Origin of the sequence: Blautia hominis, assembly GCA_002270465.1 — a bacterium.
GTDB lineage: Bacteria > Bacillota > Clostridia > Lachnospirales > Lachnospiraceae > Blautia > Blautia hominis.
This window is the reverse complement of sequence record NQOF01000005.1, coordinates 200,355-221,753: the sequence shown is the minus strand read 5'-3', so window position 1 is coordinate 221,753 and position 21,399 is coordinate 200,355. Positions and strand designations below refer to the sequence as shown.

General features: G+C 47.7%; 21 protein-coding genes. 20 read left to right on the top strand and 1 reads right to left on the bottom strand.

What is annotated here, in order from left to right:
• Positions 1-10: 10 nt before the first annotated feature.
• From CI595_RS17455 to CI595_RS17405, 11 genes are all read left to right on the top strand, one after another.
• The gene (locus tag CI595_RS17455; RefSeq protein WP_095174913.1) at positions 11-901 is read left to right on the top strand and encodes a carbohydrate ABC transporter permease; all 891 of its coding nucleotides are present in this window, start codon (positions 11-13) and stop codon (positions 899-901) included.
• Positions 901-1,740: a carbohydrate ABC transporter permease gene (locus CI595_RS17450; RefSeq protein ID WP_095174912.1), complete on the top strand. Its 840-nt coding sequence runs from the start codon at positions 901-903 to the stop codon at positions 1,738-1,740. Before CI595_RS17455 ends, CI595_RS17450 begins: the two co-directional genes overlap by 1 nt.
• 80 nt (positions 1,741-1,820) lie before the next feature.
• Positions 1,821-3,116, top strand: coding sequence for an ABC transporter substrate-binding protein (locus CI595_RS17445; RefSeq protein WP_095174911.1), 1,296 nt, complete (start codon positions 1,821-1,823; stop codon positions 3,114-3,116).
• 232 nt (positions 3,117-3,348) lie between these two features.
• Positions 3,349-4,716, top strand: a complete 1,368-nt coding sequence (locus CI595_RS17440) for an MATE family efflux transporter (protein ID WP_158661537.1) — start codon at positions 3,349-3,351, stop codon at positions 4,714-4,716.
• Positions 4,717-4,751: 35 nt separating this feature from the next.
• Complete coding sequence (locus CI595_RS17435; RefSeq protein WP_095174909.1) at positions 4,752-5,792, top strand: M20/M25/M40 family metallo-hydrolase; 1,041 nt, start codon at positions 4,752-4,754, stop codon at positions 5,790-5,792.
• A gap of 8 nt (positions 5,793-5,800) precedes the next feature.
• Entirely contained in the window at positions 5,801-6,682 is an 882-nt protein-coding gene (locus tag CI595_RS17430; protein WP_095174908.1) for a DMT family transporter, read from the top strand.
• A gap of 162 nt (positions 6,683-6,844) precedes the next feature.
• A complete protein-coding gene (locus CI595_RS17425) occupies positions 6,845-7,837 on the top strand; it encodes a LacI family DNA-binding transcriptional regulator (RefSeq protein ID WP_095175069.1) in 993 nt (330 codons plus the stop codon).
• A 195-nt stretch (positions 7,838-8,032) separates the two neighbouring features.
• Positions 8,033-9,112, top strand: coding sequence for a uroporphyrinogen decarboxylase family protein (locus CI595_RS17420; protein WP_095174907.1), 1,080 nt, complete (start codon positions 8,033-8,035; stop codon positions 9,110-9,112).
• Positions 9,113-9,279: 167 nt separating this feature from the next.
• Positions 9,280-10,704, top strand: a complete 1,425-nt coding sequence (locus CI595_RS17415) for an MATE family efflux transporter (RefSeq protein WP_095174906.1) — start codon at positions 9,280-9,282, stop codon at positions 10,702-10,704.
• Positions 10,697-11,296: a cytidylate kinase-like family protein gene (locus tag CI595_RS17410; protein WP_095174905.1), complete on the top strand. Its 600-nt coding sequence runs from the start codon at positions 10,697-10,699 to the stop codon at positions 11,294-11,296. Before CI595_RS17415 ends, CI595_RS17410 begins: the two co-directional genes overlap by 8 nt.
• Before the next feature lie 183 nt (positions 11,297-11,479).
• Positions 11,480-11,965 (top strand): CarD family transcriptional regulator, encoded by a 486-nt coding sequence (locus tag CI595_RS17405; protein ID WP_095174904.1) that lies wholly within the window; start codon positions 11,480-11,482, stop codon positions 11,963-11,965.
• Between the two features lie 92 nt (positions 11,966-12,057).
• On the opposite strand, the gene CI595_RS26675 is transcribed toward CI595_RS17405, so the two are convergent.
• Positions 12,058-13,011 carry a hypothetical protein gene (locus CI595_RS26675; protein WP_187144038.1) on the bottom strand — a complete coding sequence of 318 codons (954 nt, stop codon included), beginning with the start codon at positions 13,009-13,011 and terminating at the stop codon, positions 12,058-12,060.
• 177 nt (positions 13,012-13,188) lie between these two features.
• On the opposite strand from CI595_RS26675, the gene CI595_RS17395 reads away from it, so the two are divergent.
• The 9 genes from CI595_RS17395 (at position 13,189) to CI595_RS17350 (ending at position 21,399) form a co-directional block, all read left to right on the top strand.
• Positions 13,189-13,680, top strand: coding sequence for a GNAT family N-acetyltransferase (locus CI595_RS17395; protein ID WP_095174903.1), 492 nt, complete (start codon positions 13,189-13,191; stop codon positions 13,678-13,680).
• Between the two features lie 213 nt (positions 13,681-13,893).
• Entirely contained in the window at positions 13,894-14,376 is a 483-nt protein-coding gene (locus CI595_RS17390; protein ID WP_162291909.1) for a DUF2975 domain-containing protein, read from the top strand.
• 12 nt (positions 14,377-14,388) lie between these two features.
• Positions 14,389-14,604, top strand: a complete 216-nt coding sequence (locus CI595_RS17385) for a helix-turn-helix domain-containing protein (RefSeq protein WP_095174901.1) — start codon at positions 14,389-14,391, stop codon at positions 14,602-14,604.
• Between the two features lie 81 nt (positions 14,605-14,685).
• On the top strand, positions 14,686-16,092 hold the full coding sequence (locus CI595_RS17380) for a DUF4153 domain-containing protein (RefSeq protein ID WP_095174900.1): 1,407 nt from the start codon (positions 14,686-14,688) through the stop codon (positions 16,090-16,092).
• Positions 16,093-16,191: 99 nt separating this feature from the next.
• Positions 16,192-16,464 carry a hypothetical protein gene (locus tag CI595_RS17375; protein WP_095174899.1) on the top strand — a complete coding sequence of 91 codons (273 nt, stop codon included), beginning with the start codon at positions 16,192-16,194 and terminating at the stop codon, positions 16,462-16,464.
• 355 nt (positions 16,465-16,819) lie between these two features.
• Positions 16,820-18,409: an AAA family ATPase gene (locus CI595_RS17365; RefSeq protein WP_095175068.1), complete on the top strand. Its 1,590-nt coding sequence runs from the start codon at positions 16,820-16,822 to the stop codon at positions 18,407-18,409.
• Positions 18,410-18,874: 465 nt separating this feature from the next.
• Entirely contained in the window at positions 18,875-19,543 is a 669-nt protein-coding gene (locus tag CI595_RS17360; protein ID WP_095174898.1) for a response regulator transcription factor, read from the top strand.
• A gap of 3 nt (positions 19,544-19,546) precedes the next feature.
• Complete coding sequence (locus CI595_RS17355) at positions 19,547-20,527, top strand: sensor histidine kinase (RefSeq protein WP_095174897.1); 981 nt, start codon at positions 19,547-19,549, stop codon at positions 20,525-20,527.
• Between the two features lie 197 nt (positions 20,528-20,724).
• Complete coding sequence (locus CI595_RS17350) at positions 20,725-21,399, top strand: ABC transporter ATP-binding protein (protein WP_065543527.1); 675 nt, start codon at positions 20,725-20,727, stop codon at positions 21,397-21,399.

Genomic DNA, 21,399 nt, shown 5'->3' with positions numbered 1-21,399 from the left:
AAGGCAAGAGATGGCTGGGGGAAAAGAAAAAAGAAAGAACTTTGTAAACAAAAAAACAGCGCCGTACATATTTTTACTGCCAATGATAGTCCTGTTCGGGGTGTTCATGGTCTATCCGGTAATAAAATCCCTGGGGCTGAGTTTCTATGATTTTGAGGGCGGGGAGTACCTGTTCTGCGGTTTTAACAATTATGTGACTATGTTTCAGGACCCGGTATTCTGGAAGTCCCTGGGAAATACTTTTATTTATCTGGCGATCCAGGTACCCGTTATGGTGATCCTCTCCCTGGTACTGGGCGTTCTGGTGGAGGAAAATTTCCTGAAATTCAGGACATGTTACCGGATCAGCGTGTTCTTACCGTCTGTTACGGCCTTAGTTGCCTATGCCATGATCTTTAAGCTGCTGTTCAATACGGATTTTGGCCTGGTAAACCATCTCCTCCGGTCTATAGGCTGGAGCGGTGTGGACTGGCTGAACTCCGTGTGGGGCGCCAGGGCGGTTGTCATTATGGGCATTACCTGGAGATGGACCGGATATAACACCATCATCATGATCGCGGGCCTGAAGGGGATCCCCACAGAGCTGTATGAGTCAGCGGATATGGACGGGGCATCCTTCCTGCAGAAATTTTTCCGGATCACGGTTCCCATGGTAAAATCCATTATCCTCTTTGTAAGTATCACCTCCACCATCGGAACCCTGCAGTTGTTTGACGAGTCTTTTGTATTGACAAAAGGAGGGCCGGACAATGCCACCATAACCATTGGGCATTATCTGTACAACACCGGATTTTCCTACTACAAATTCGGGTATGCGGCGGCACTTAGTTATGCCCTGGTGATCATCATAGGCATACTGTCCTTTGTCCAGTTCAAGGCTACTAACGGAGGTGACAATTAGTGAAATCAACAGGAAAGAAAATAAGCGGACGCAAGGTTTTCACCTATGTGTTCCTGACCATTGCGGCACTGATCTCCCTGTTTCCCTTTTATTTCATGTTCGTGTCCGCCACGAACACCAATGCGGAAATTCTAAGTGCGGCGCCCAAACTGTTTTTTGGTTCCCATCTGGCAGAAAACTTCGCAAACCTGAACAAAAAGATGGACCTTGTGCGGATACTTACGAATTCCACCATTATGACAGTAAGCTACACAGCCCTTGCCATTGTGCTGCATTCCATGGCGGGATATGCGCTGGCAAAGTTTGAATTCAAAGGAAAGGGCTTGCTGTTCGGCCTGATCATGATAACCATGATGATCCCCGCCCAGGTCATGTATGTGCCGCTGTTCACGCTGATGAACAACATCGGCTGGGCCAACACGTATCAGGCAGTGGTGCTTCCCGGTCTTGCGGGGGCCTTTGGTATCTTCCTGATGCGGCAGAATATGCTGGCATTTCCAACCTCCCTGATCGAGGCGGCCAGAATAGACGGCTGCGGGGAGATCGGCATTTTTTTGAAGGTTGTGCTTCCCTCCCAGAAACCTGCGGTGGGTGCCCTCGGGATCTATATGTTTATGAGTATGTGGAACAACTTTATGTGGCCTTTGATCATCCTCAGTACAAAATCCATGTATAATTTCCCGGTAGCTCTGGCTATGCTGGACGGGGTGGCGTGGAGAAAAGACTACGGTGTGATCATGCTGGCAACAGTCTGTGCGGTCCTGCCTATCATGATCATCTTTCTGGTATTCCAGAAACAGTTCGTGGCAGGTGTTATGGGCGGAGCGGTGAAGGAGTAGAGCGGGTAAGGATTTTTGCCCGTAACTGTGAAGGTACTGAACCGTTTACCTTATATAAAAATCTTAAGGAGGATATCAACATGAAAAAGAAACAAGCAGCAGCATTGGTAACAGCAGCGGTGATGGCATTGTCCCTGACAGCCTGCGGCGGAGGCGGGGGAGCCGGCAAAGAGGCTTCCGGTGACAAGGAAGGAGGACTTTCCGGGGAGATCACGATCTGGAGCTGGGACGTGGCACTGGCCCATTTAGAAGAGTGGTCAGAGAAATTCCAGGAGGAGAACCCGGATGTAACCTTTAATTTTGAGGAGATGGGCGTGGACCAGGTGTATCAGAAGATGACCACCTGCCTGCAGTCCGGTATCGGTCTTCCGGATATTGTCTCTATTGAGGGCGAGCAGATGGCAAAATTCGGAGAAAAGTTCCCCGGAAAATTTGAGGAGTTCACGGATATGATCAATCCTGACGATTTCTTCCCCATTAAAATGTCAGAGTGCACCGTTGACGGAAAAGTCATTGCATATCCTTGGGATTCCGGCCCCTGTGGCATGTTCTATAGAAGTGACCTGTTCGAGCAGGCAGGGATCAAGGCAGAAGACATTGTGACCTGGGATGATTTCATTGAAGCAGGAAAAGTATTGAAGGAAAAGACGGGCGCTGATATGCTCTGCATGGCAGAATCCAGAAATGATACCACTTACAGGCTCCTCATGATGGAGGGCGGCGGTTTCTATTTTGACAAGGACGGCAATACCCAGGTGAATTCCGAGGCTTCCATCCAGGCCATGGAGACCTGCAAGAAAATGTACGACGCAGGCATTACGTTCAACAATTCCTCCTGGGATGATATGGTGGCAGGCATGGGCGCAGACAAGTTCGCGTGCATTGCGGATGCAGTATGGATGGTGGGTTCCATCAAAGATGCAGTTCCTGACCAGGACGGCAAGTGGGCGGTTATGCCCCTCCCGAAATTCCAGGCAGACCAGGAGGCCCAGGGCGCATCCAACGGCGGTTCTGTCCTGGCAGTCCCCTCAGCCAGCAAGAGCGCGGAGGCTGCCAAGGCATTTGTAAAATTCGTTATGGAGGATGTGGACGCCAATGTGGAAGGATTCCAGAATTACGGACTGTATCCCTCTTACCTGAAAGCTCTGGAGTCTGACGTGTTCAAAGAGGGCGACGATTTCTTCGGAGGCCAGCAGATCTTTGACTTGTTTACTGAGATAGGCAAGACAGTTCCCCAGGTAAATTACACTGCCAACTTTGCGGAGGCGCTGGAGATGTCCAAGAACTCCATGGCAAAAGTCATGCTGAACAATGGTGACCCCACAGAGGTTCTGAATGCGGAACAGGAGGAAATGAAAGCCAAATTCGGAAAATAGCAGCACAGAGAGTAATGCATAGTTAGTAACTGTTCAGTACCCTCACAGTTACAGGCAAAAATCCATGCAGAATCGCCTTTGGCGATGGGATTTTTGCTTGGCCGTGGGACACTTTCTTACGGTCAGCGCAGTGAATGCGCAGACCTACTGGATAGTTACCATAAATAGAACATTGCGAAACGGGTGTCTGAAGCATATTCAAACACCCGTTTTAAAAAGGATGGAGGTTTCTGTGTACGGAAAAAAGGCTATAAAACGAGAGATTTATCAAATCATTATCCCGATGATACTGGAAAACATACTTCAAATTTCAGCGAACCTGGTAATCACGGCTATGGTGGGACGGCTGCTTGCAAACGACATTTCCGCACAGGGGATCTGTATCCGGATCACGGATACGCTATGGTGTTTTTATAAGGGTGTGGCGATTGGAGCCACGGTCTTGATCGCCCGGGCGTACGGCGGGGGCAGGCATCAGGAGTGCAGGAAAATTGCGGAGCAGACCATGCTCACGGAGATGATCATTGTACTTATCTTCCAAGTGGTGCTGTATTTCCAGGCGCCGGTCTTTCTGGGATTTTTCTCAAAGGATGCCCAGATCCTTTCCCTGGCCCAGGGGTATATGAAGACCATTGTATTTGGATTTCCCTTTGTGGTGATCATGACAGTGGTCACAGCCTCTTTCCAGGGATACGGCAACACGAAAGTACCTATGTATATTGCGGTCCTCATGAATGTGGTCAATATTATCTGCGGCTACTGTTTTATCTTCGGTGCGTTCGGCATTCCGGGTATGGGGATCAAAGGCGCGGCCACAGCTCTTGTGACAGCCCAGGCAGTGGGTGCGTGCACCGGGCTGTATCTGCTGTATAAAAAGAAGGGCGGGCTGTTTCGGAAAATGCCTGCGGCCCACAGGTTCTTCAGTTTTGACAGACGGTGTATTTACGAAATCTACACCACAGGGATCCCGGCAGCACTGGAGAGTATGTTCTGGCAGTTCTCTGCCATCATTTTGAGCAAAGTGATCCTGTTTTACGGAAACCAGGCATTTGCCGCATACCAGCTTGGCATACAGGCGGAGGAGATCACGGAGATGCCGGCTATCGGTTTCAGCACAGCGTCCACCACGCTGGCGGCCAGGGCTATTGGCAGGCAGGATGAGGAACTGCGCAGGGTTTATTTTAAAGAGCTGTTAAAAGTCGGGGTGGTCATCAGTTCAATTACCTCTGTGCTCCTGATCTTTCTGCCCCAGTTCTTTATGACACTGATGACGGATAAGCCTGAGCTGCAGGCCATAGGTGTTGTGTATGTGTTTGTTATGGGATTTATCCAGATACCCCAGAATCTGTCCAGGATCTACAACGGGACCATCAGGGCCATGGGCTACAAGAATGCCCCTATGCTGGTGGCGGGATTTGGTATCTGGATCGTGAGGATCCCGCTGTGTATGCTGGCTGCCTATGTGCTGGGCCTGCCTTTGACGGCCATCTGGATCATTATTGCAGTGGACCAGATATCCAGGTTCCTGCTCAGTGCCGGATTATATTACCGGATCAACAGAAAGCGGGAGCGGATACTGGAAGCGGCACAGGATGGATGAGTAAGAGAGAATGAATATGAGAAGGAAGGATGAATATGAGCAGAGAATTTTTATACGGGCTGCTGGAAACAGCCTCCGTTTCCGGTTTTGAGGAGGAGATCCAGAAAAAAGTCATAAAATACGCAGAGGGATTTGCAGATGAGATCTATACGGATGAAATTGCCGATGTGGTGAGTGTCATAAATCCGGCGTCAAAGGTCAAAGTCATGCTGTCTGCCCATATGGATGAGATTGGGCTCATGGTGTCACATATAACGGAAAAAGGAATGCTCCATGTATCCAAGGCGGGCGGCATTTATCCGGGCACTTATCCTGGGCAGAAGGTCAGGGTTATGCATGAGGGAAATGTGGTTTACGGTGCTGTCCGCAACCACAGCTCTCTGAACAAGAAGGAGTTGGAGATCACAGATATCATCATTGATATCGGAGCCGTTTCAAAGGAAGATGCCATGGCTGCCGCTGCGTGCGGGGACCCGGTGATCTTTGACACGGATCACAGAGAGCTTTTAAATGACAGGCTCTGCGCCCGGGGCCTTGACAACCGCCTGGGCGGGTACATCATCCTGGAAGCGGCAAAAAAAGCAAAGGAGAAGGGCTGTACTTGCGGTGTCTATGCAGCGGCCACCGTGGGGGAGGAGCTTACAAAACACGGGGCTTCCTGGTGCGCGTCCCGGATCGCCCCCACCCTGGCAGTTGTGTTGGATGTGACATATACCAGTGATTATGAGGGCACAAGGGCCATTGAAAACGGGGAGATCCTTCTGGGCGGAGGACCTGTTTTCCTGCAGAATTCCTTCAGCCATAAAATGCTGGTGGGACGGCTTAAAAAAGCCGCACAGAACCTGGACATAAAGTACCAGTGGGAAAACGGCTGCGGCAGGACCTGTACGGATGCAGATGCGATTCATGTGGCAGGCAGGGGGATCCCCACCACAGTTATGTCCATACCTCTTCGGTATATGCACAATCCGGCAGAGGTGTGCAGCATGGAGGATGTGCAGGGCTGTATTGATGTGCTGGCAGGATTTTTATGCGGGATCGGGCCTGATATTTGTCTGAAGCCCCTGGAAGGATGAGGTGATCTATGAAAAAATATACGGCAATTGCAGGGCTGGTGGTAGTTACCGTTATCTGGGGAGGGGGATTTGTAGCCAGTGATATGGCGCTTGACAGCTTGCTGCCTTTTCAGATCATGGCGATCCGTTTCCTTTTGGCCTCTGTGCTCATGGGCGGGATCAGTATCCGCAGTCTGAAAGGGATAAAAAAGGAGGAACTGACTGCAGGAGCCCTTATGGGAGCCGCCCTTTTTCTGGGATTCTCTCTCCAGATCATAGGGCTGCAGTATACGACTCCGTCGAAAAATGCGTTTCTCACGGCAACGAATGTGGTGATCGTCCCCTTTATCGCTTTTTTGATCTGCCGGAAAAAGATAGGATTCAGGGGCATAGCAGGGGCAGTGCTGGCCATAGCGGGGGTGGGCCTTTTGTCACTGGACAAAGATCTATCCCTGGGCCTTGGTGATGGATTGACACTTATATGCGCAGTGGGATTTGCCTTTCAGATTTTTCTGACCAGTATCTTTGTGAAGAAATACAGGGCCTCTGTGCTGAATTTTATCCAGATGTGTACAGCCGGTATTTTATCTGTGGTATTCATGGCTGCCTCCGGACAGGTACATTTTCAGGTTACGGCAAAAGGGTGGGGGAGTGTCCTCTATCTGGGCATCATCAGCACAACGATCTGCTACCTTCTTCAGACTGCGTGCCAGAAATACGTGGACGAGACAAAGGCTGCCATTATCCTGTCCATGGAGTCCGTTTTTGGAACTTTGTTTTCCGTGATGATACTCCATGAAAGGATCACACTGCGCATGGTACTGGGATGCGTTATCATTCTGACGGCTGTTATCCTGGCAAATTCCGCCGCGGAGGAGACAACGGCACCTGCCAAAGCCCGGGATATGTGAGAATGTCACGGTTCACTCCGTGACAGCAGCCCGTGGAAAGTAACGTTACAATAATCCATTGCGGGCTTTCCGGCGATATGGTAATATAAACCATGAAATGCACCGGCAGGGCTGATGCATATAAATGGTGTTGAAAATGTATCATGCAGAGAGGAAACTAAGATGGCTACAATAAAAGACATCGCAGATCGGACCGGATTCTCCACAGCAACAGTCTCCAGGGTCTTGAACTACGATGATACGCTGAACGTGCAGGAAGAGACCAGAACGAAGATACTTGATACTGCCAGGGAACTTCAGTATCAGGCAAGAGAGAGAAAGAGCAGGAAGCGCCGTCTGGCAGTGGGGGTTTATTATTCCTATTCCAGGGAGGAGGAACTGCGGGATATTTATTACCTCACCGTCCGCCTGGCAGTGGAGAGGAAGCTGGAGGCGGAGAATATGGAGCGCCGTCAGATCCAGAGCCTGGAGGAACTGAAAGATCTGGGAGGTCTTGACGGCCTTTTGTGCCTTGGAACATTCAGCAGGAGTATGGTTAAGCAGATTGACGCATTCGGAAAACCTACCGTGTTCCTGGATGCCATGCCCAAAGGGGACAGGTTTGACTGTGTGGTCAATGATCTGGCCGGCTCTGTGGAGACGGTCATGGATTATCTGACAGGGCTTGGACATAGAAAGATAGCGTTTATCGGCGGCTTTGAGGTGGACAGGGACGGCGAGGAAGTGCATGACAGCAGAATTGTAGCTTATAAAGAATATATGGAGCGGATTGGGGAGTTTTCCCAGTCTCTCGTGAGGCTGGGAAGATTTACACCGGAAGACGGCTATGTGCTGTGCCGGGAGCTTTTGGAGGAGAAGGAGAGGCCCACGGCAGTATTTGCAAGCAATGACTCCCTGGCAGTGGGATGCTACCGGGCAGTCAGTGAGAAAGGGCTTCGGATTCCCGGGGATATGAGCATTGTGGGGTATAATGATATAGCAGTAGCCAACTATCTGGTCCCACCCCTGACTACGGTACGGCTGCACATGGAACTTCTGGGCGAGGAGGCAGTCCGCATTCTCCGTGAACACATAGCTTCCGCCAGGGAGATCGGGCTGAAGATCATTGTACCTGCAAAGCTTATTGTCCGTGACAGCGCAGGCAGGGTAAAATAGGTTGGTATGCACCATACAAAATTGGAGTTTTTTAATTTTGCATTTTTGTAATGCAGAACTCTATCATCTTCTGTTGAGATTGACTACAATAATACTTAATAAGAACGCAGCAGAGATGACCGGATTGCGTCTGCGGTCTGCTTCGGCGGATGTAAAGCGCTATACCGGGTATAAAAAGGACAGGAGGTATTTTGTATGGTATCGAGATTTATGCAGACAGCGGCAAACAGGGATTATTCCAAGCACTGGCAGGCAGAGGGAAGCTTTCCATGGATTTTCCAGCAGCCCAAACCGCCTATAGGAGAGCGCCCCATCAGTGTCAGTGAAAATTATATCCGGTGTGTAAAAGGGGAGAAACCTTACTGGATGCCGGCTTATTTCTATGAATCCAACACCGTTTGGCCGGACGCCATGGAAGAACATCCGGTGCCGGAGGTGGATGGCTATGACTGGTGGGGTGTGGACTGGTTCATGGTGGAGGGGATCAACGGAATGATCACCCGTCCGGGAACCCGCACCATCTCTGATTTTGCCAATTGGAAGGAGGAACTTCCCTGGCCGGACCTGTCTGTTGTGGACTTTAAAGCCGACGGTGAGAAGCTCCAAAAAGCCATGGACCCTGACAGGCCCCATATTTACGAGTGTGTGGAAGGTATTTTTGAGAGGCTGCATGAGCTGATCCCCTTTGACGAGTCCCTGATCGCTTTCTATGAGGAGCCGGAGCTTCTGGAGGAGTTTTTCCAGAAGATGGCGGACTATAAGATTGAGAGTACAGACCAGATCTTCAAATACTACGGCAGAGTGGACGGTGTTCTCTATCATGATGACTGGGGAACCCAGCGAAGCGGATTCTTCTCAAACGAAATGTTCCGGGAACAGCTTATGCCTGCAACTGCCCGCTATCTGAAGTTTGTGAAGGACCAGGGCAAATTCATAGAACTGCATTCCTGCGGACGCAATATGCAGTACGTGCCGGAAATGCTGGAGATGGGGATTGATATGTGGACACCTCAGGCAAATGCCAATGACCCGGATTTCCTGCACAATACCTATGGAAAACAGATGACCTTCTGCTTCCCTATCAATATTGGCGCTGACTGGGAGGAAAGGCAGATCCGGGCGGCGGTCCGTGACTATGTGGACCACTTTGGTGAGAACGGCAGGATGATGGCGTGGATCATGACAGAATCCCCGGACCCTGTAAAAGAAGAGATTGCCAGAGATGAGCTGTATCACTACTCTTTGGAGTATTATAATAAGCTGTATCACAGATAAAATTCTTGACTCTGAAATTTTCCGGTGATAAAATAAGGTTACCGAGTAGCAAAAGGCGTAAATCCAGGTTTTGGGTTTACGCCTTTTTTGCGTTTACAGCTTCTGCGGTAGTTTGTGGCAGCTTTTCTTAAAAGTCTCCAAATACAAATAAAGTATAGGAGGTTGTTATGCACAGAGAAATTTCAAAAAACAAGATGGGGACAGAGCCTATAGGAAAACTTATGCTGACCATGGGGATCCCTATGATCTTATCCATGGTTCTGCAGGCATTTTACAACATTGTGGACAGTTACTTTGTAAGCTGTATGCCTGATGCAGGAGGTATTACAGGCCTGGGAGAGTATGGAGTCAACGCGCTGACTCTGGCATTTCCCATACAGATGCTGATGATAGCTGTGGGAGTCGGCACCGGCGTGGGTATCAATGCACTTCTATCAAGGAATCTGGGACAGGGAGATAGACAACGGGCCAGCAAGATCGCGGGAAACGCTATTTTCCTTGGGGTCTGCACATATCTTGTATTTCTGCTGGTAGGTATCTTTGGAGTAAAAGCCTATCTTGAAACGCAGACGACAGATCCTGTCGTGCTGGAAATGGGTACCGGGTATCTGAGGATCTGTACCATTTTATCCTTTGGCGTGATCTTGTTCATGATTTATGAAAAGCTTCTGCAGGCTACAGGGCGGACAGTGCTCTCAACAGCGGCACAGGTCGCAGGTGCCGTGACGAATATCATCCTGGACCCTGTGTTCATCTTCGGGCTGTTCGGCCTCCCGGAAATGGGGATTGAAGGGGCTGCCTACGCCACGGTGATCGGGCAGTGTGTGTCCATGGTGCTGGGGGCTGTCTTCCATCACGGATTTAACCGGGACGTGGAGTCCGGTCTGGCGTATCTGAAACCGGATAGGGGTATTATTGCGGATATCTATAAAGTCGGCATACCGGCAGTTATCATGCAGGCACTTATGTCTTTTATGACCTATGGTGTGAATATTATTTTCGGAAGGGTTTCAGGCGCGGCAGTGACGGCGTATGGGATATATTATAAGGTTCAGCAGTTTGTATTTTTTGCCGCTTTTGGGCTTAATAATGCGTTGATACCTATTGTGGCATTTAACTATGGAATGCAGGATAAGCGGCGTGTGAAAAGCGGAATCAAATACGGACTGCTGTACACACTTGCCATTATGCTTGCCGGAGCCGTGGGGCTCCAGATCTTTGCGGAAAATGTGGCAGGGATCTTCTCTCTTTCCCCGCAGACCCAGGCGCTCTGTGTGAAAGCTGTCCGTATCGTCACTCTGGGATACCTGTTTGTGGGGGCAAACGTGGCGCTTCAGGGGATCTTTCAGGCATTTGGATATGGTATGCGCTCCCTGGTGCTGTCCCTGGTAAGGCTTGTGATAGTTGCCCTTCCGCTGGCATACTTTTTCACCACTCTTTCAGACGCCGGAAATCTCATATGGTGGGCATTCCCCATTGCGGAGGGATGCGGACTTGTGGTAGGTATGATATTTATGAGAACGACAGCGAGGGAAAAGCTGATGATGGCAGGTGAGCAGGTCACAGAGAGGGAGGCGGAAAAGTATGCGTAAAAGGATCATTACGATCAGCAGGGAATTTGGAAGCGGCGGAAGAACCATAGGAAAGATGGCTGCGGAGGAGCTTGGTATCTCCTGTTATGACAGAGAATTGATTGAAAAGGTTGCGGCGGAGACGGGATTCGGCAGGGAATATATCCGGGAGCAGGGGGAGGATGTGCCTGCCAGGAATCTGTTTGCCTACTCCTTTGTGGGCAGAGGTGTGGACGGCCTTTCCCCGGAAGATTATCTCTGGTCAGCTCAGAGTAAGGTCATCTGGGAGCTGGCGGAGAAGGAACCCTGTGTGATCGTAGGAAGATGCGCAGATTATGTGCTGAGAAACAGAACAGATTGTTTAAATGTGTTCATACACGCCTCCATGGAAAAACGGGCTGACAGAATTGTAAGGCTCTACGGGGAGTGTGACAAGTCACCGAATAAGCGTTTGAGAGAAAAGGATAAAAGAAGAAAAGTAAATTATAAGTATTACACAGAACGTGAGTGGGGTATAGCCCAGAACTATCACCTTACTCTGGACAGCGGGGAACTGGGGCCGGAACGCTGTGTAAAAATACTCACAACGCTGTATCAGGGGGAATATGTGTGATTTGTACAAGCTAAAACTGCCTTTCTATTGGGAGAATCGCTGAAAATTGTCCATACATTAAAATAGTACTTACAATAATTTCTGAAAGGTGTTATACTGAGACAGTAGGAAGTCGCAGTGATAAGCCTTGTCTTGCCCTTTTCGGTGAGTCGGGGCTTTTTGGTTTTGGAAGGAGCGTGCCGTATGATACAGGAAGGCGATATTGTAGTTTTTAAATGCAGGGGATTGTATAAGGTTCAAAAAGTGGGTACATTGGATTTTTCAGGTGCTGACAGGAAGAAATTATACTATACCATGCAGTCTGTGGATGATGAAAAGGAAAAAGCATACATCCCTGTGGAAGGTGACCACAATATCAGGAGACCTGTGACAAGAGAAGAGGCGCTGATGTTGATTGACGAGATGGATGACATTGATATTCTCTGGGTTACGAATGAGCGGATGCGGGAACGGGAATATAAGACCTGCATTTCAAGCTGTGAATGTGAAGCATGGGTAAAAATTTTGAAGACGTTACATCAGAGAACAACAAAAAGAGGTGCAATTACCAGTATGGATAAAAAATACCGTCAGATAGCAGAGCGGGCACTTTACAGTGAATTCGCATATGCTCTTGGTATTTCTCCGGATAAAGTAGATGGATTTATAAAGGACAGGAAAAATTTATAACAGAATAAATCTTATAGTAGGATCCCTGTGATGCTTAGGCACCACAGGGATTTTTTTGCCATAGCCAAAATGCCGGGCAGCACAGCTTTGATCTACCAGCAGTTTTTACATGCCTGGTAACTTCCCTCTGCCTGTGAGAGGGGAATCTGGCGGGCTTTGTCGGGATTCATGTTGCCGCAGTTGGGGATGCGGTGGTATTTCTCACCGGTAGCAGAAAGCCATACCATCTGTTCTACAGGCTGGGCTGCGGCGGCCTCTGCTTCCTGAGCGGCAGCAGCCTCTGCCTCCGCCTGAAGCCTTGCTTCCTCCTCTGCCTGTTGTTTTGCCTGGGCTTCTGCCTGGAGCCGTGCCTCCTCCTCCGCCTGCTGTTTGGCGGCAGCCTCGGCCTGGAGTCTTGCCTCCTCCTCCGCTTTCTGCTTTGCTTCCGCTTCAGCCTTTTGTTTTGCCTCCGTCTCGGCCTTTTGTTTTGCCTCAGCTTCAGCCTGAAGCTTTGCCTCCGTCTCGGCTTTTTTCTTTGCCTCCTCTTCCGCCTTTTTCTTGGCTTCTGCTTCGGCTTTTTTATCCGTTACAGAGATGTGTATGGCATTGCTGCTTTTGCCGTCCGGAGTTTTTAGGTAGACGTTGCTTTCTCCTGTTTTCCCTGAGCTTTTAAGCAGGCAGGATGACTCTCCCCGGGAATAATCCAGTGTCAGAAGTCCGTTGTCTGTCACCAGTTCGAGTTTTTTCGGACGGGCGTCCTCCGGCTGGACCTGGATGTTGATGGGATATTCTGAGTTCACATCCATCTCGTAGTTGGATGTGGGAGATATGGAAATCTTCTCGACATCAGGGGCTGATGCCTGCGCGTAACCGAATACGCACAGGGACAACAGGGATAACGTCCCCAGAGCAGCCGTATACTTTTTCTTTCTGAGCGGCTCCTCTCTGAATTTTCTCCGGTATAGGAAAATAGCCGGAATAAACAAGATCCATGCGTAGGGCAGCAGTGATAGGAGCACCCCAAGGCAGATCAGCACTAAAAAGATATTGAGCAATGTTTTGCCCATAAAATCCCCCCTTTTTTATTATTATTTTACCATAAAATGACAAGAAAAAAAGAGTTGTAATGAAAGAATATGCAATGATCCTGTGTGATGATTTACGGAAACAAAATATTTACCATTTTGTTTCCGAAGATTGTATAATGGAGGTATGGATAAAGGCTGTTGTGCAGGAGGAAGTTTATGAGTATAAGGGTTCGGAAATTTGAGGAAAAGGATATGGAAAGTATGGTTTCCATATGGAACGAAGTGGTGGAGGAGGGTGTGGCCTATCCCCAGTTGGATCTTCTGGATGAGAAGACAGGACCCGCCCTATTTGGCAGACAGACATACTGCGGGGTGGCGGAGGACATGGACTCCGGTGAAATTCTGGGACTGTATATTTTGCATCCCAATAATGTGGGCAGATGCGGTCATATATCAAATGCCAGCTACGCAGTCAAATCTTCAGCCAGAGGAAAACATATAGGGCAACTGCTGGTAAAGGACAGCCTGGTACAGGGGAAAAGCTGCGGATTCAGGATTCTGCAGTTCAATGCTGTAGTCAGGACGAATAGAACTGCCCGCCATTTGTATGAAAAACTGGGATTTAAGCAGCTGGGTGTGATCCCCGGCGGTTTTTTGATGAAAGACGGTCACTATGAGGATATATGCCCATATTACCGGGAATTGTAGAAGAGGAAATTCAGATATGCCAGGTGCCGCAGCGGTGCCCGGCATATTTTTTGCAGAATGCTATTTTATTTTGAATGCGCGCTATATTTAATTTAATACAGATATAATTTATCGTAAAACAATAAAAATATATTGACATTTCCTTCCTGTGGCAATATAATAAACCCAGGATGAATGGTAGTGAATTATTTTGAAACCGCAGGAGGAACAAACATGAAGCAAACAGAGATGTCAAAGTATTTAAAAATAATAACAGCGGGAACAGGGATCCTGTTTTTGGTTCTGGTAGTATGGTTTATGCCTTCCGTATTGAAACAAATGCTGGCGGGACAGGCGGGAAATGCCGTATACCGGGGCACTTGTATCTTTATCTGGATAACTGCAGTGCCTTGTCTGTTATGCCTGGTCAAATTCTGGGGTGTCTGCAGCAGAATCGGGGAGAACAGGTCTTTTTGCAGGGAAAATGCAGAGGCGCTGAAGCAGATGAGCCATTATACCCTTGTCGACAGTGTGCTGTATGCTCTTTTTCTGGCAGTATTCTGTATACTGGGGTGGTACTCCTTTGGAATCGGATATTTATTCGGCATTGTTTTGATCTTGTTTATCTGTATTACACTTACCGTCCTGTGCGCTGCCCTGTCTCATTTGGTCTATAATGCGAGCCAAATGCAGGAAGACCAGGATTTGACCATATAGGAGGGACAGAAGATGGCGATTATCATTAATATAGATGTTATGCTTGCTAAACGGAAAATGAGTGTCACGGAACTGTCCGAGCGTGTGGGGATTACAATGGCTAATATCTCCGTATTAAAAAACGGGAAAGCCAAGGCCGTTAAGATCAGTACACTAAACAGTATATGCAAAGCTCTGGGTTGCCAGCCCGGGGATATCCTGGAATATGTGGAGGATGAGGCAGACTGACACAACGGTGTAACGGGATGAGGGGCAGTCCGTACGAAGATGCAGGAAAACCATTTAGATTTGAGAAAGGAGCAGTAAAGTATGAATAGGGATGATCAAATGCCGGCAGGCAGCAAGAGCAGTCTGCCCTGTGAAAGTGCGCCCATTTTTGAGGAGGATGAGTGGAAAATGGCAGAACCAATAGATGCGGACAGTAAAGACAAGTGCTTTGCCTGGCTGTATCTGCTTGTTGGATATGGGTTTGTATACACATTTACCAGTATGGATTTCGGAGGACATCTGGTTCTCTTTACAATAGCATATGCGGCCATTGTGCTTGCCTATGTATTTCTGAAGGGCGGGCGTCCGGGTAAGGAGAGCTGGTTCTGGCTGGTCATTATGCTTGGCATTGGGGTGCCCTACGCGTTCTGGAGTGCCATGCCCTTTCTGCAGGTTCCCATGCTGATCGTATGTGCGGCGTACTGGACGCTGATCATATCCGGCAGCCTTCTGGAAAAGGATAAGACATCCCAGTGGGTGGTGTTCGATGGATGGAATGCCCTTTTGTGGGTGCCCTTTGGAAATTTCGGCTGTAGTTTTAAGATCATAACAGGGCTTCATGCAGACCATGAGGAAAGTGGGGATGAGCCGGAGAAAAAGAGCAGAGGAAGGGACATCAGATATGTCCTGCTGGGTGTGGTCATTGCTGTTCCGGTTCTTTTTATTGTGCTTCCTCTGCTGTCCAGTGCGGATGAAGGGTTTCAGAGGATGATGCAAAACAGCGGACTGTATATACAGGAACATTTCCTGTATACTATTGCCAGGATGATACTGTCCCTGCCGGTTGCAGCATATTTATTCGGCTTGATTTACGGGGGGATCCATAAGCGGAACACAGACAGGATGGATAAAGAATCACTCAGGGAGACTTCGCGTTCCATCCAAATAGTACCCACGACAGCCATTACCACGGCTATGCTGATCGTATGTGCCATTTATCTGCTGTTCATAGGGCTGCAGGGAAAGTATCTGTTTTCCGCCTTTGCAGGTATCCGGCCTGAAAATTTCACCTACGCGGAATACGCCAGAAGAGGATTTTTTGAACTGTGCCAGACCGCCGCGCTGAATCTGGTCCTTCTCCTGGGCGCAAACCTGTTTGCCAGAAAGAAAAATACGAACAGCGCCGTGCTGCGGTGGCTCAATGTCCTGCTCTCTGTTCTGACTCTGCTGCTTATTCTGACAGCTATGAGTAAAATGATCCTTTATATCACTGCTTTTGGATTTACTATAAAAAGGGTACTGACCATGGTGTTTATGATTTGGATGGCACTTGTGTTTACGCTGGTCATCTTGCGCCAGTGGAGGGAGTTTCCTATGGTACGGATCTGTGTCATAGCGGGAGCTGTTTTATACTGCTTGCTTTGTGTGCTACCGATTGAACGTATGATGGATTCCTATAATCAGAGGTATTTCCCCGATCACTCTATTGAAGAAAACTTTCCGCAGTAAGGTAAAAAACCATGGACCTTGGCAAAATCAGAGAAGGTAACTTCGCGAGAATTTCTGCCGGTAACAAACTGTTGTATTGTAGTAGCAGGTAATCAAAAGATGATTGAAAAGTTTGTTGCGGAGCCGGAGAGGATTCGGGAAGAATTAAAAAGCATCAATGAGAATAGTGAAATGAAAGTAGATATGCTGATTTCACTTAAAACAATCTGTGAGATATTGGAAGGACTGGGATACGGTCCTTCCAATTTTATTATGAAAGAAGAGGCTGTGGAAAGACAAGTTGATTTTATATCAAAAAATGGATATACTCTTAGTAAGAACAGGGTACTCGAATCAAGAAAGAAGGTTTTTAGGCTTACATGCGATTCATAGGGAGGGAAAAGCATGAGTGATGTAATTTATACCTTTAATGGAAAAGATATAACCATGAATGTCTGCATCCAAATCAGAGCTGTGGTAGATATCATGCAGGAGCAGCTCGGTATTGATTAAATGCTTTTTGGGCAGAATCGGCGGAGTATATTGCTGAAAGGTATTTTGAAGAGATGGAAAGCCAAATGAACGTGACGGGGAATGAATAGTTACGGAGATTTAATAATTAGTTGTGTAGGTTAATATTTTAGTCTATAATTATAAAGAAGTAATGACATGCAGCATAAGAGATATGAGTAACATTTGAAAAGCTATGTCCGGGATGGGTATAGGGCTGGAAAGGAATGTGGTTCACATGGGATTTTATTTAAATAGTGTCTTTCCTTTTGCGGGGTATCAAGAAATGGAATCGGATGTGTACTTTGTCGATAAATCTCTTTTGGTCTGTGAGCTTGTTCCCGCGTTAGGGAAAAGAAATCGTTATTTTTGCATAACAAGGCCCCGCCGTTTCGGAAAAAGTGTTATGGCTAATATGGTTGGAGCATTTTTTGAAAAAAATGTGGATGGAAGAAGCCTTTTTGCAGATCTAGCAATTGCAAAGGAAGATATATACGAAAAGCATTTGAATAAACACAATGTGATATATATTGACTTTAGCAAGATACCAGAGAAGCTGGACGATTATCAATCCTATATAGATCGTATCTCTGATGGGATAAAGCAGGATTTTTTACAGGCCTATCCGGAATTAAAATTTGATAAGGACATGGCTGTTTGGGATATCCTGTTTTACGTTTTTCAGAAGACAAATGACAAGTTTATTTTTGTTATGGATGAATGGGACGCAGTTTTTCAGCTTCCATTTGTAACAGAAGATAACAAGAAAGAATATTTGCTGTTTTTAAAAACCTTGCTGAAGGACCAGGTGTATGTGGAACTTGCATATATGACGGGGGTTCTGCCCATCGCAAAGTATTCGGATGGATCGGAATTAAATATGTTTGTAGAGTACAGTATGGCAACGAGAGCTAAATTCAGTGAATATTTTGGGTTCCTGGATTCAGAGGTAGATAAACTGTATGAAACGTACCTGAGTGTTGAGCAGAAACCTAAGATCACTAGAGAAGACTTACGCATTTGGTATGACGGATATTTTACAAAGTCCGGAAACAGAATATACAATCCCCGCTCTGTCGTATGCGCTTTGACAGATAATGAACTGGCAAACTATTGGACAAGTTCAGGGACGTATGATTCTGTATTTACCTATATAAAAAATAACGTGGCAGAAGTCCGGGAAGATCTGCCGCTATTATTTGCAGGGGAAACAGTACGCTCAGATATTCAGGAATATGCAGCAACAGCCATGCAATTGAATACCAAGGATGAAATTTATTCAGCAATGGTGGTGTATGGATTGCTGACTTATGAAAATGGCTGTGTATCTATTCCGAACAAAGAGCTAAAAGACAGTTTTGCAAATACTATGAAAAAGGAAAAGTCATTGGGTTATATTTATAATCTGGCCAGGGAATCTATAAAAATGGTAAATGCGACTCTTGCCGGTGATATAAAGACCATGGCGGAAATCTTGAAGTTTGCCCATGATACAGAGTCGCCCATTTTTTCATACAACAGTGAAATTGAATTGTCGGCGGTGGTAAATCTTGTCTATTTAGCAGCGAGAAATGAATATCGTGTAGAACGGGAGGACAAGGCCGGGGAGGGCTATGTGGATTTCATTTTCTATCCGGAGTGTAAAAGTGCCGATGCCTTTATTCTGGAGCTGAAAATTGATTCAACACCGGAAGAGGCAATCCAACAAATCAGGGACAAGAATTATGTACTTCGATTTAAGGGAAAACTTGGAGAAAAACCTAAATATACAGGAAAGGTGCTGGCGGTCGGAATTAGTTATGACAAAAAAACGAAAGTACATTCCTGATTACTATTCACGGCTGCTATCCCGCGAGGTGTTTTTATGCGCTTGCGCATGAAAATCCCGAGGCAGCCAGCGCGATATGGGGCAGAATGCTCCATATCTGTGCATCGCGAAGCGTGTTACTGTTTACAGAACTGCGTTTTTTGCAGGGCTGTGAATAGTAACCATTCCTGCAAGGTAGAGGTTCTGGAATAAATATAAAATCAAGCTAAGGAGCAATAGTTGCATGCTGTCGCTCCTTTTTTGTACCCTGCCTCTATTTGATGCAGAATTACGATTCACAGCCCTGCAAAAAGCGCAGGATAGTAACACGTTTGGCGATGCACAGATATGCAGCACTCTACTCCATATGGCGCTGGCTGCCTTGGGATCTTCATGCGCAGGAGTATAAAATACCTGGCCGGATTATGGGTGTGAATGGTAACGATGCAGGGGACAACATACTACATAGAAAAACAGGTGAAATAGATGAAAAAAATAGCAGTGATCGAAGATGACGAACTCTTAAACCAGGCCCTTGTCATCACGCTGAAGAAAGAAGGCTATCAGGTAACAACCGGGAAATCCTGCAGGGACGGCATTACCCTGCTTCAGGATAATCCTGACCTGATGTTGGTTGACATAAATCTACCGGATGGAAACGGAATCTCCATCTGCCGGGAGGCAGAACGTTTCGGGAAAATACCCGTACTTTTTCTGACTGCCAGAGACGAGGAGCGGGATATGCTGGAGGCTTTTGATGCCGGGTGCGACGATTATGTGGTCAAGCCGTTTCAGATGCCCGTTCTGAAAAAACGGATTGAAGCTATTTTGCGCAGGAGCGGCGGGGAGGAGGATATTTTTCTTTTCCGGGGACTCAGGATTGACCGGAAGAAGAAGCAGGTATTCTGCCAGGAGCAGCAGGTGAGTCTGACCGCAAAGGAATATAGCCTTCTGGAACTTCTGGTCAGAAACCGGGGGCAGGTTCTGACAAAAGAAACCATACTGGAAAGAATATGGGACATTGACGGTCAGTTTGTGGTGGAGAATACGGTAAGCGTCACAGTAAACCGTCTGAGAAAGAAAATTGAACCGGACAAGTCCAGCCCCATATATATTAAAAATGTATTCGGCCTTGGGTACACCTTTGGAGATTAGCCTATGAAAAAGTATTTATATTACACAGCAGGGGTCCTGCCCGCCGCTGCGGGGGTCCTGGCTTCCATCATAACCGCCGACGCAGGATATCTGTTTCTGACAGTGTTTTTTTTCTGCTGCTCTATACCGGTATTCTCAGGAATAAGGAAGAAATATGAGAATGACCTGATACAAATCGCTGATATTCTGGAGCAGCTGATCCGAGGAGACGGCAGCCCGGTCATAACGGAAAACGCTGACAGCCTGGTATCAAAGCTTCAGGCGCAGACTGTCAGGCTTCACGCCATGGTGACAAAATACAACGAAAAACTTTTGGAAGAGCAGGAGGAGGTCCGCCGATTTCTCTCCGAAATCGCCCACCAGATCAGAACGCCGCTTACAAATATGGAGACTTATCTTGATCTTCTGCGGGAGCAGGACTTGACAAAAGAGGAGCAGAACACCTGTATTTGTGCGGTGGAGCAGTCAGAACGGAAGATAAAATTTCTGACAGAGAGCTTCATTTCCGCATCCCGTATGGAACACCGCATTATCCAGATCAGAAAAGAGAAGCAGGATCTCAGGGAGACCATAGCAAAGGCCATTTTCCAGGTAAGGAAAAAAGCACGGGAAAAGCATATGGAAATAACCCTGGACTGTCCGGCAGCCCTGACACTTTCTCATGACAGAAACTGGATTTCCGAGGCCGTGGCAAACCTGCTGGACAACAGCATAAAATATTCCCCTGCGTCTTCCGAGATCATTGTCCGGGCAGTGAAAAATGAGATGTTCACACAGATTGAGGTCCGCGACTTCGGTATGGGCATCCCCGATGATGAGAACCGGATCTTCCGCCGCTTTTACAGGGGAAGTAATGTGAAAAACCAGGAGGGATTCGGCATAGGCCTGTATATTACAAGAGAGATCGTTAAGAGGCATGAAGGTTTTTTAAAAGTAAAAAAGGAGCCGGACGGTACTTCCATTTCTATTTATCTTCCCTGTTAGGAGATTGTTAGATTTACCTGTTATCCTCAGGATATGGCAGCAGGCATAACTGTGAATGCATGAAACAGTTAGCTGCAGGCAAATAAACAGGAGCCAGCCTTGAAGTATGCACGGATTTCCCTCTGTGATCCCGAAGGGGAAAGCTGCAGGGGAAAACGCACGGGAGCATACCTAAGCGGGCAGGCAAGGAGGAAAGTATGGAAGTTTTAAGGACAAGGGGCCTTGAAAAGATTTACAAAACAGGGGAGTTTGTGGTCCGGGCACTGGACGGTGTGGATATGGACATCAGGGAAGGAGAATTTATTTCCATTATAGGCTCATCGGGAAGTGGGAAGACAACCCTTCTAAACATGCTGGGCGGGCTGGATTATCCCACAACAGGCAGTGTGATCGTCAGAGGATACGAGCTGGCAGCCATGGACCATGATGAGCTGACCGTATTCAGACGCAGGAATATCGGATTTGTGTTCCAGAATTATAATCTGGTTTCCGTGCTGGACGTATACGAAAATATTGTCCTTCCGCTGAAACTGGACGGAGTAAAGATCAACCGGGAATTTGTAGACAGGATCATCCACTCCCTGGGCCTGGATGAGAAGATCCGCCAGATGCCAGGCACCCTTTCCGGCGGACAGCAGCAGCGTGTGGCCATAGCCAGGGCGCTGGTGACAAAACCCGCTATTATCCTGGCAGATGAACCCACCGGAAACCTGGATTCCAAAACAGGCCTTGAGGTGATCGGCCTTATGAAGACCATGGCCCAGGAGTATTCCCAGACTATAGTCATTGTCACTCACAATGAGGAGATCGCCCAGATGACAGACCGGATGATCCGGATTGAGGACGGGCGCATCTGCAGGAGGGAGGACTGA

Coding starts and splice junctions, on each gene's coding strand:
- CI595_RS26675 (WP_187144038.1), bottom strand. CDS start 13,011: ATGGGCAAAACATTGCTCAATATCTTTTTAGTGCTGATCTGCCTTGGG.
- CI595_RS17385 (WP_095174901.1), top strand. CDS start 14,389: ATGGCGATTATCATTAATATAGATGTTATGCTTGCTAAACGGAAAATG.
- CI595_RS17360 (WP_095174898.1), top strand. CDS start 18,875: ATGAAAAAAATAGCAGTGATCGAAGATGACGAACTCTTAAACCAGGCC.
- CI595_RS17350 (WP_065543527.1), top strand. CDS start 20,725: ATGGAAGTTTTAAGGACAAGGGGCCTTGAAAAGATTTACAAAACAGGG.
- CI595_RS17425 (WP_095175069.1), top strand. CDS start 6,845: ATGGCTACAATAAAAGACATCGCAGATCGGACCGGATTCTCCACAGCA.
- CI595_RS17355 (WP_095174897.1), top strand. CDS start 19,547: ATGAAAAAGTATTTATATTACACAGCAGGGGTCCTGCCCGCCGCTGCG.
- CI595_RS17415 (WP_095174906.1), top strand. CDS start 9,280: ATGCACAGAGAAATTTCAAAAAACAAGATGGGGACAGAGCCTATAGGA.
- CI595_RS17410 (WP_095174905.1), top strand. CDS start 10,697: ATGCGTAAAAGGATCATTACGATCAGCAGGGAATTTGGAAGCGGCGGA.
- CI595_RS17380 (WP_095174900.1), top strand. CDS start 14,686: ATGAATAGGGATGATCAAATGCCGGCAGGCAGCAAGAGCAGTCTGCCC.
- CI595_RS17430 (WP_095174908.1), top strand. CDS start 5,801: ATGAAAAAATATACGGCAATTGCAGGGCTGGTGGTAGTTACCGTTATC.
- CI595_RS17365 (WP_095175068.1), top strand. CDS start 16,820: ATGGGATTTTATTTAAATAGTGTCTTTCCTTTTGCGGGGTATCAAGAA.
- CI595_RS17390 (WP_162291909.1), top strand. CDS start 13,894: ATGAAGCAAACAGAGATGTCAAAGTATTTAAAAATAATAACAGCGGGA.
- CI595_RS17445 (WP_095174911.1), top strand. CDS start 1,821: ATGAAAAAGAAACAAGCAGCAGCATTGGTAACAGCAGCGGTGATGGCA.
- CI595_RS17455 (WP_095174913.1), top strand. CDS start 11: ATGGCTGGGGGAAAAGAAAAAAGAAAGAACTTTGTAAACAAAAAAACA.
- CI595_RS17405 (WP_095174904.1), top strand. CDS start 11,480: ATGATACAGGAAGGCGATATTGTAGTTTTTAAATGCAGGGGATTGTAT.
- CI595_RS17420 (WP_095174907.1), top strand. CDS start 8,033: ATGGTATCGAGATTTATGCAGACAGCGGCAAACAGGGATTATTCCAAG.
- CI595_RS17395 (WP_095174903.1), top strand. CDS start 13,189: ATGAGTATAAGGGTTCGGAAATTTGAGGAAAAGGATATGGAAAGTATG.
- CI595_RS17435 (WP_095174909.1), top strand. CDS start 4,752: ATGAGCAGAGAATTTTTATACGGGCTGCTGGAAACAGCCTCCGTTTCC.
- CI595_RS17375 (WP_095174899.1), top strand. CDS start 16,192: ATGATTGAAAAGTTTGTTGCGGAGCCGGAGAGGATTCGGGAAGAATTA.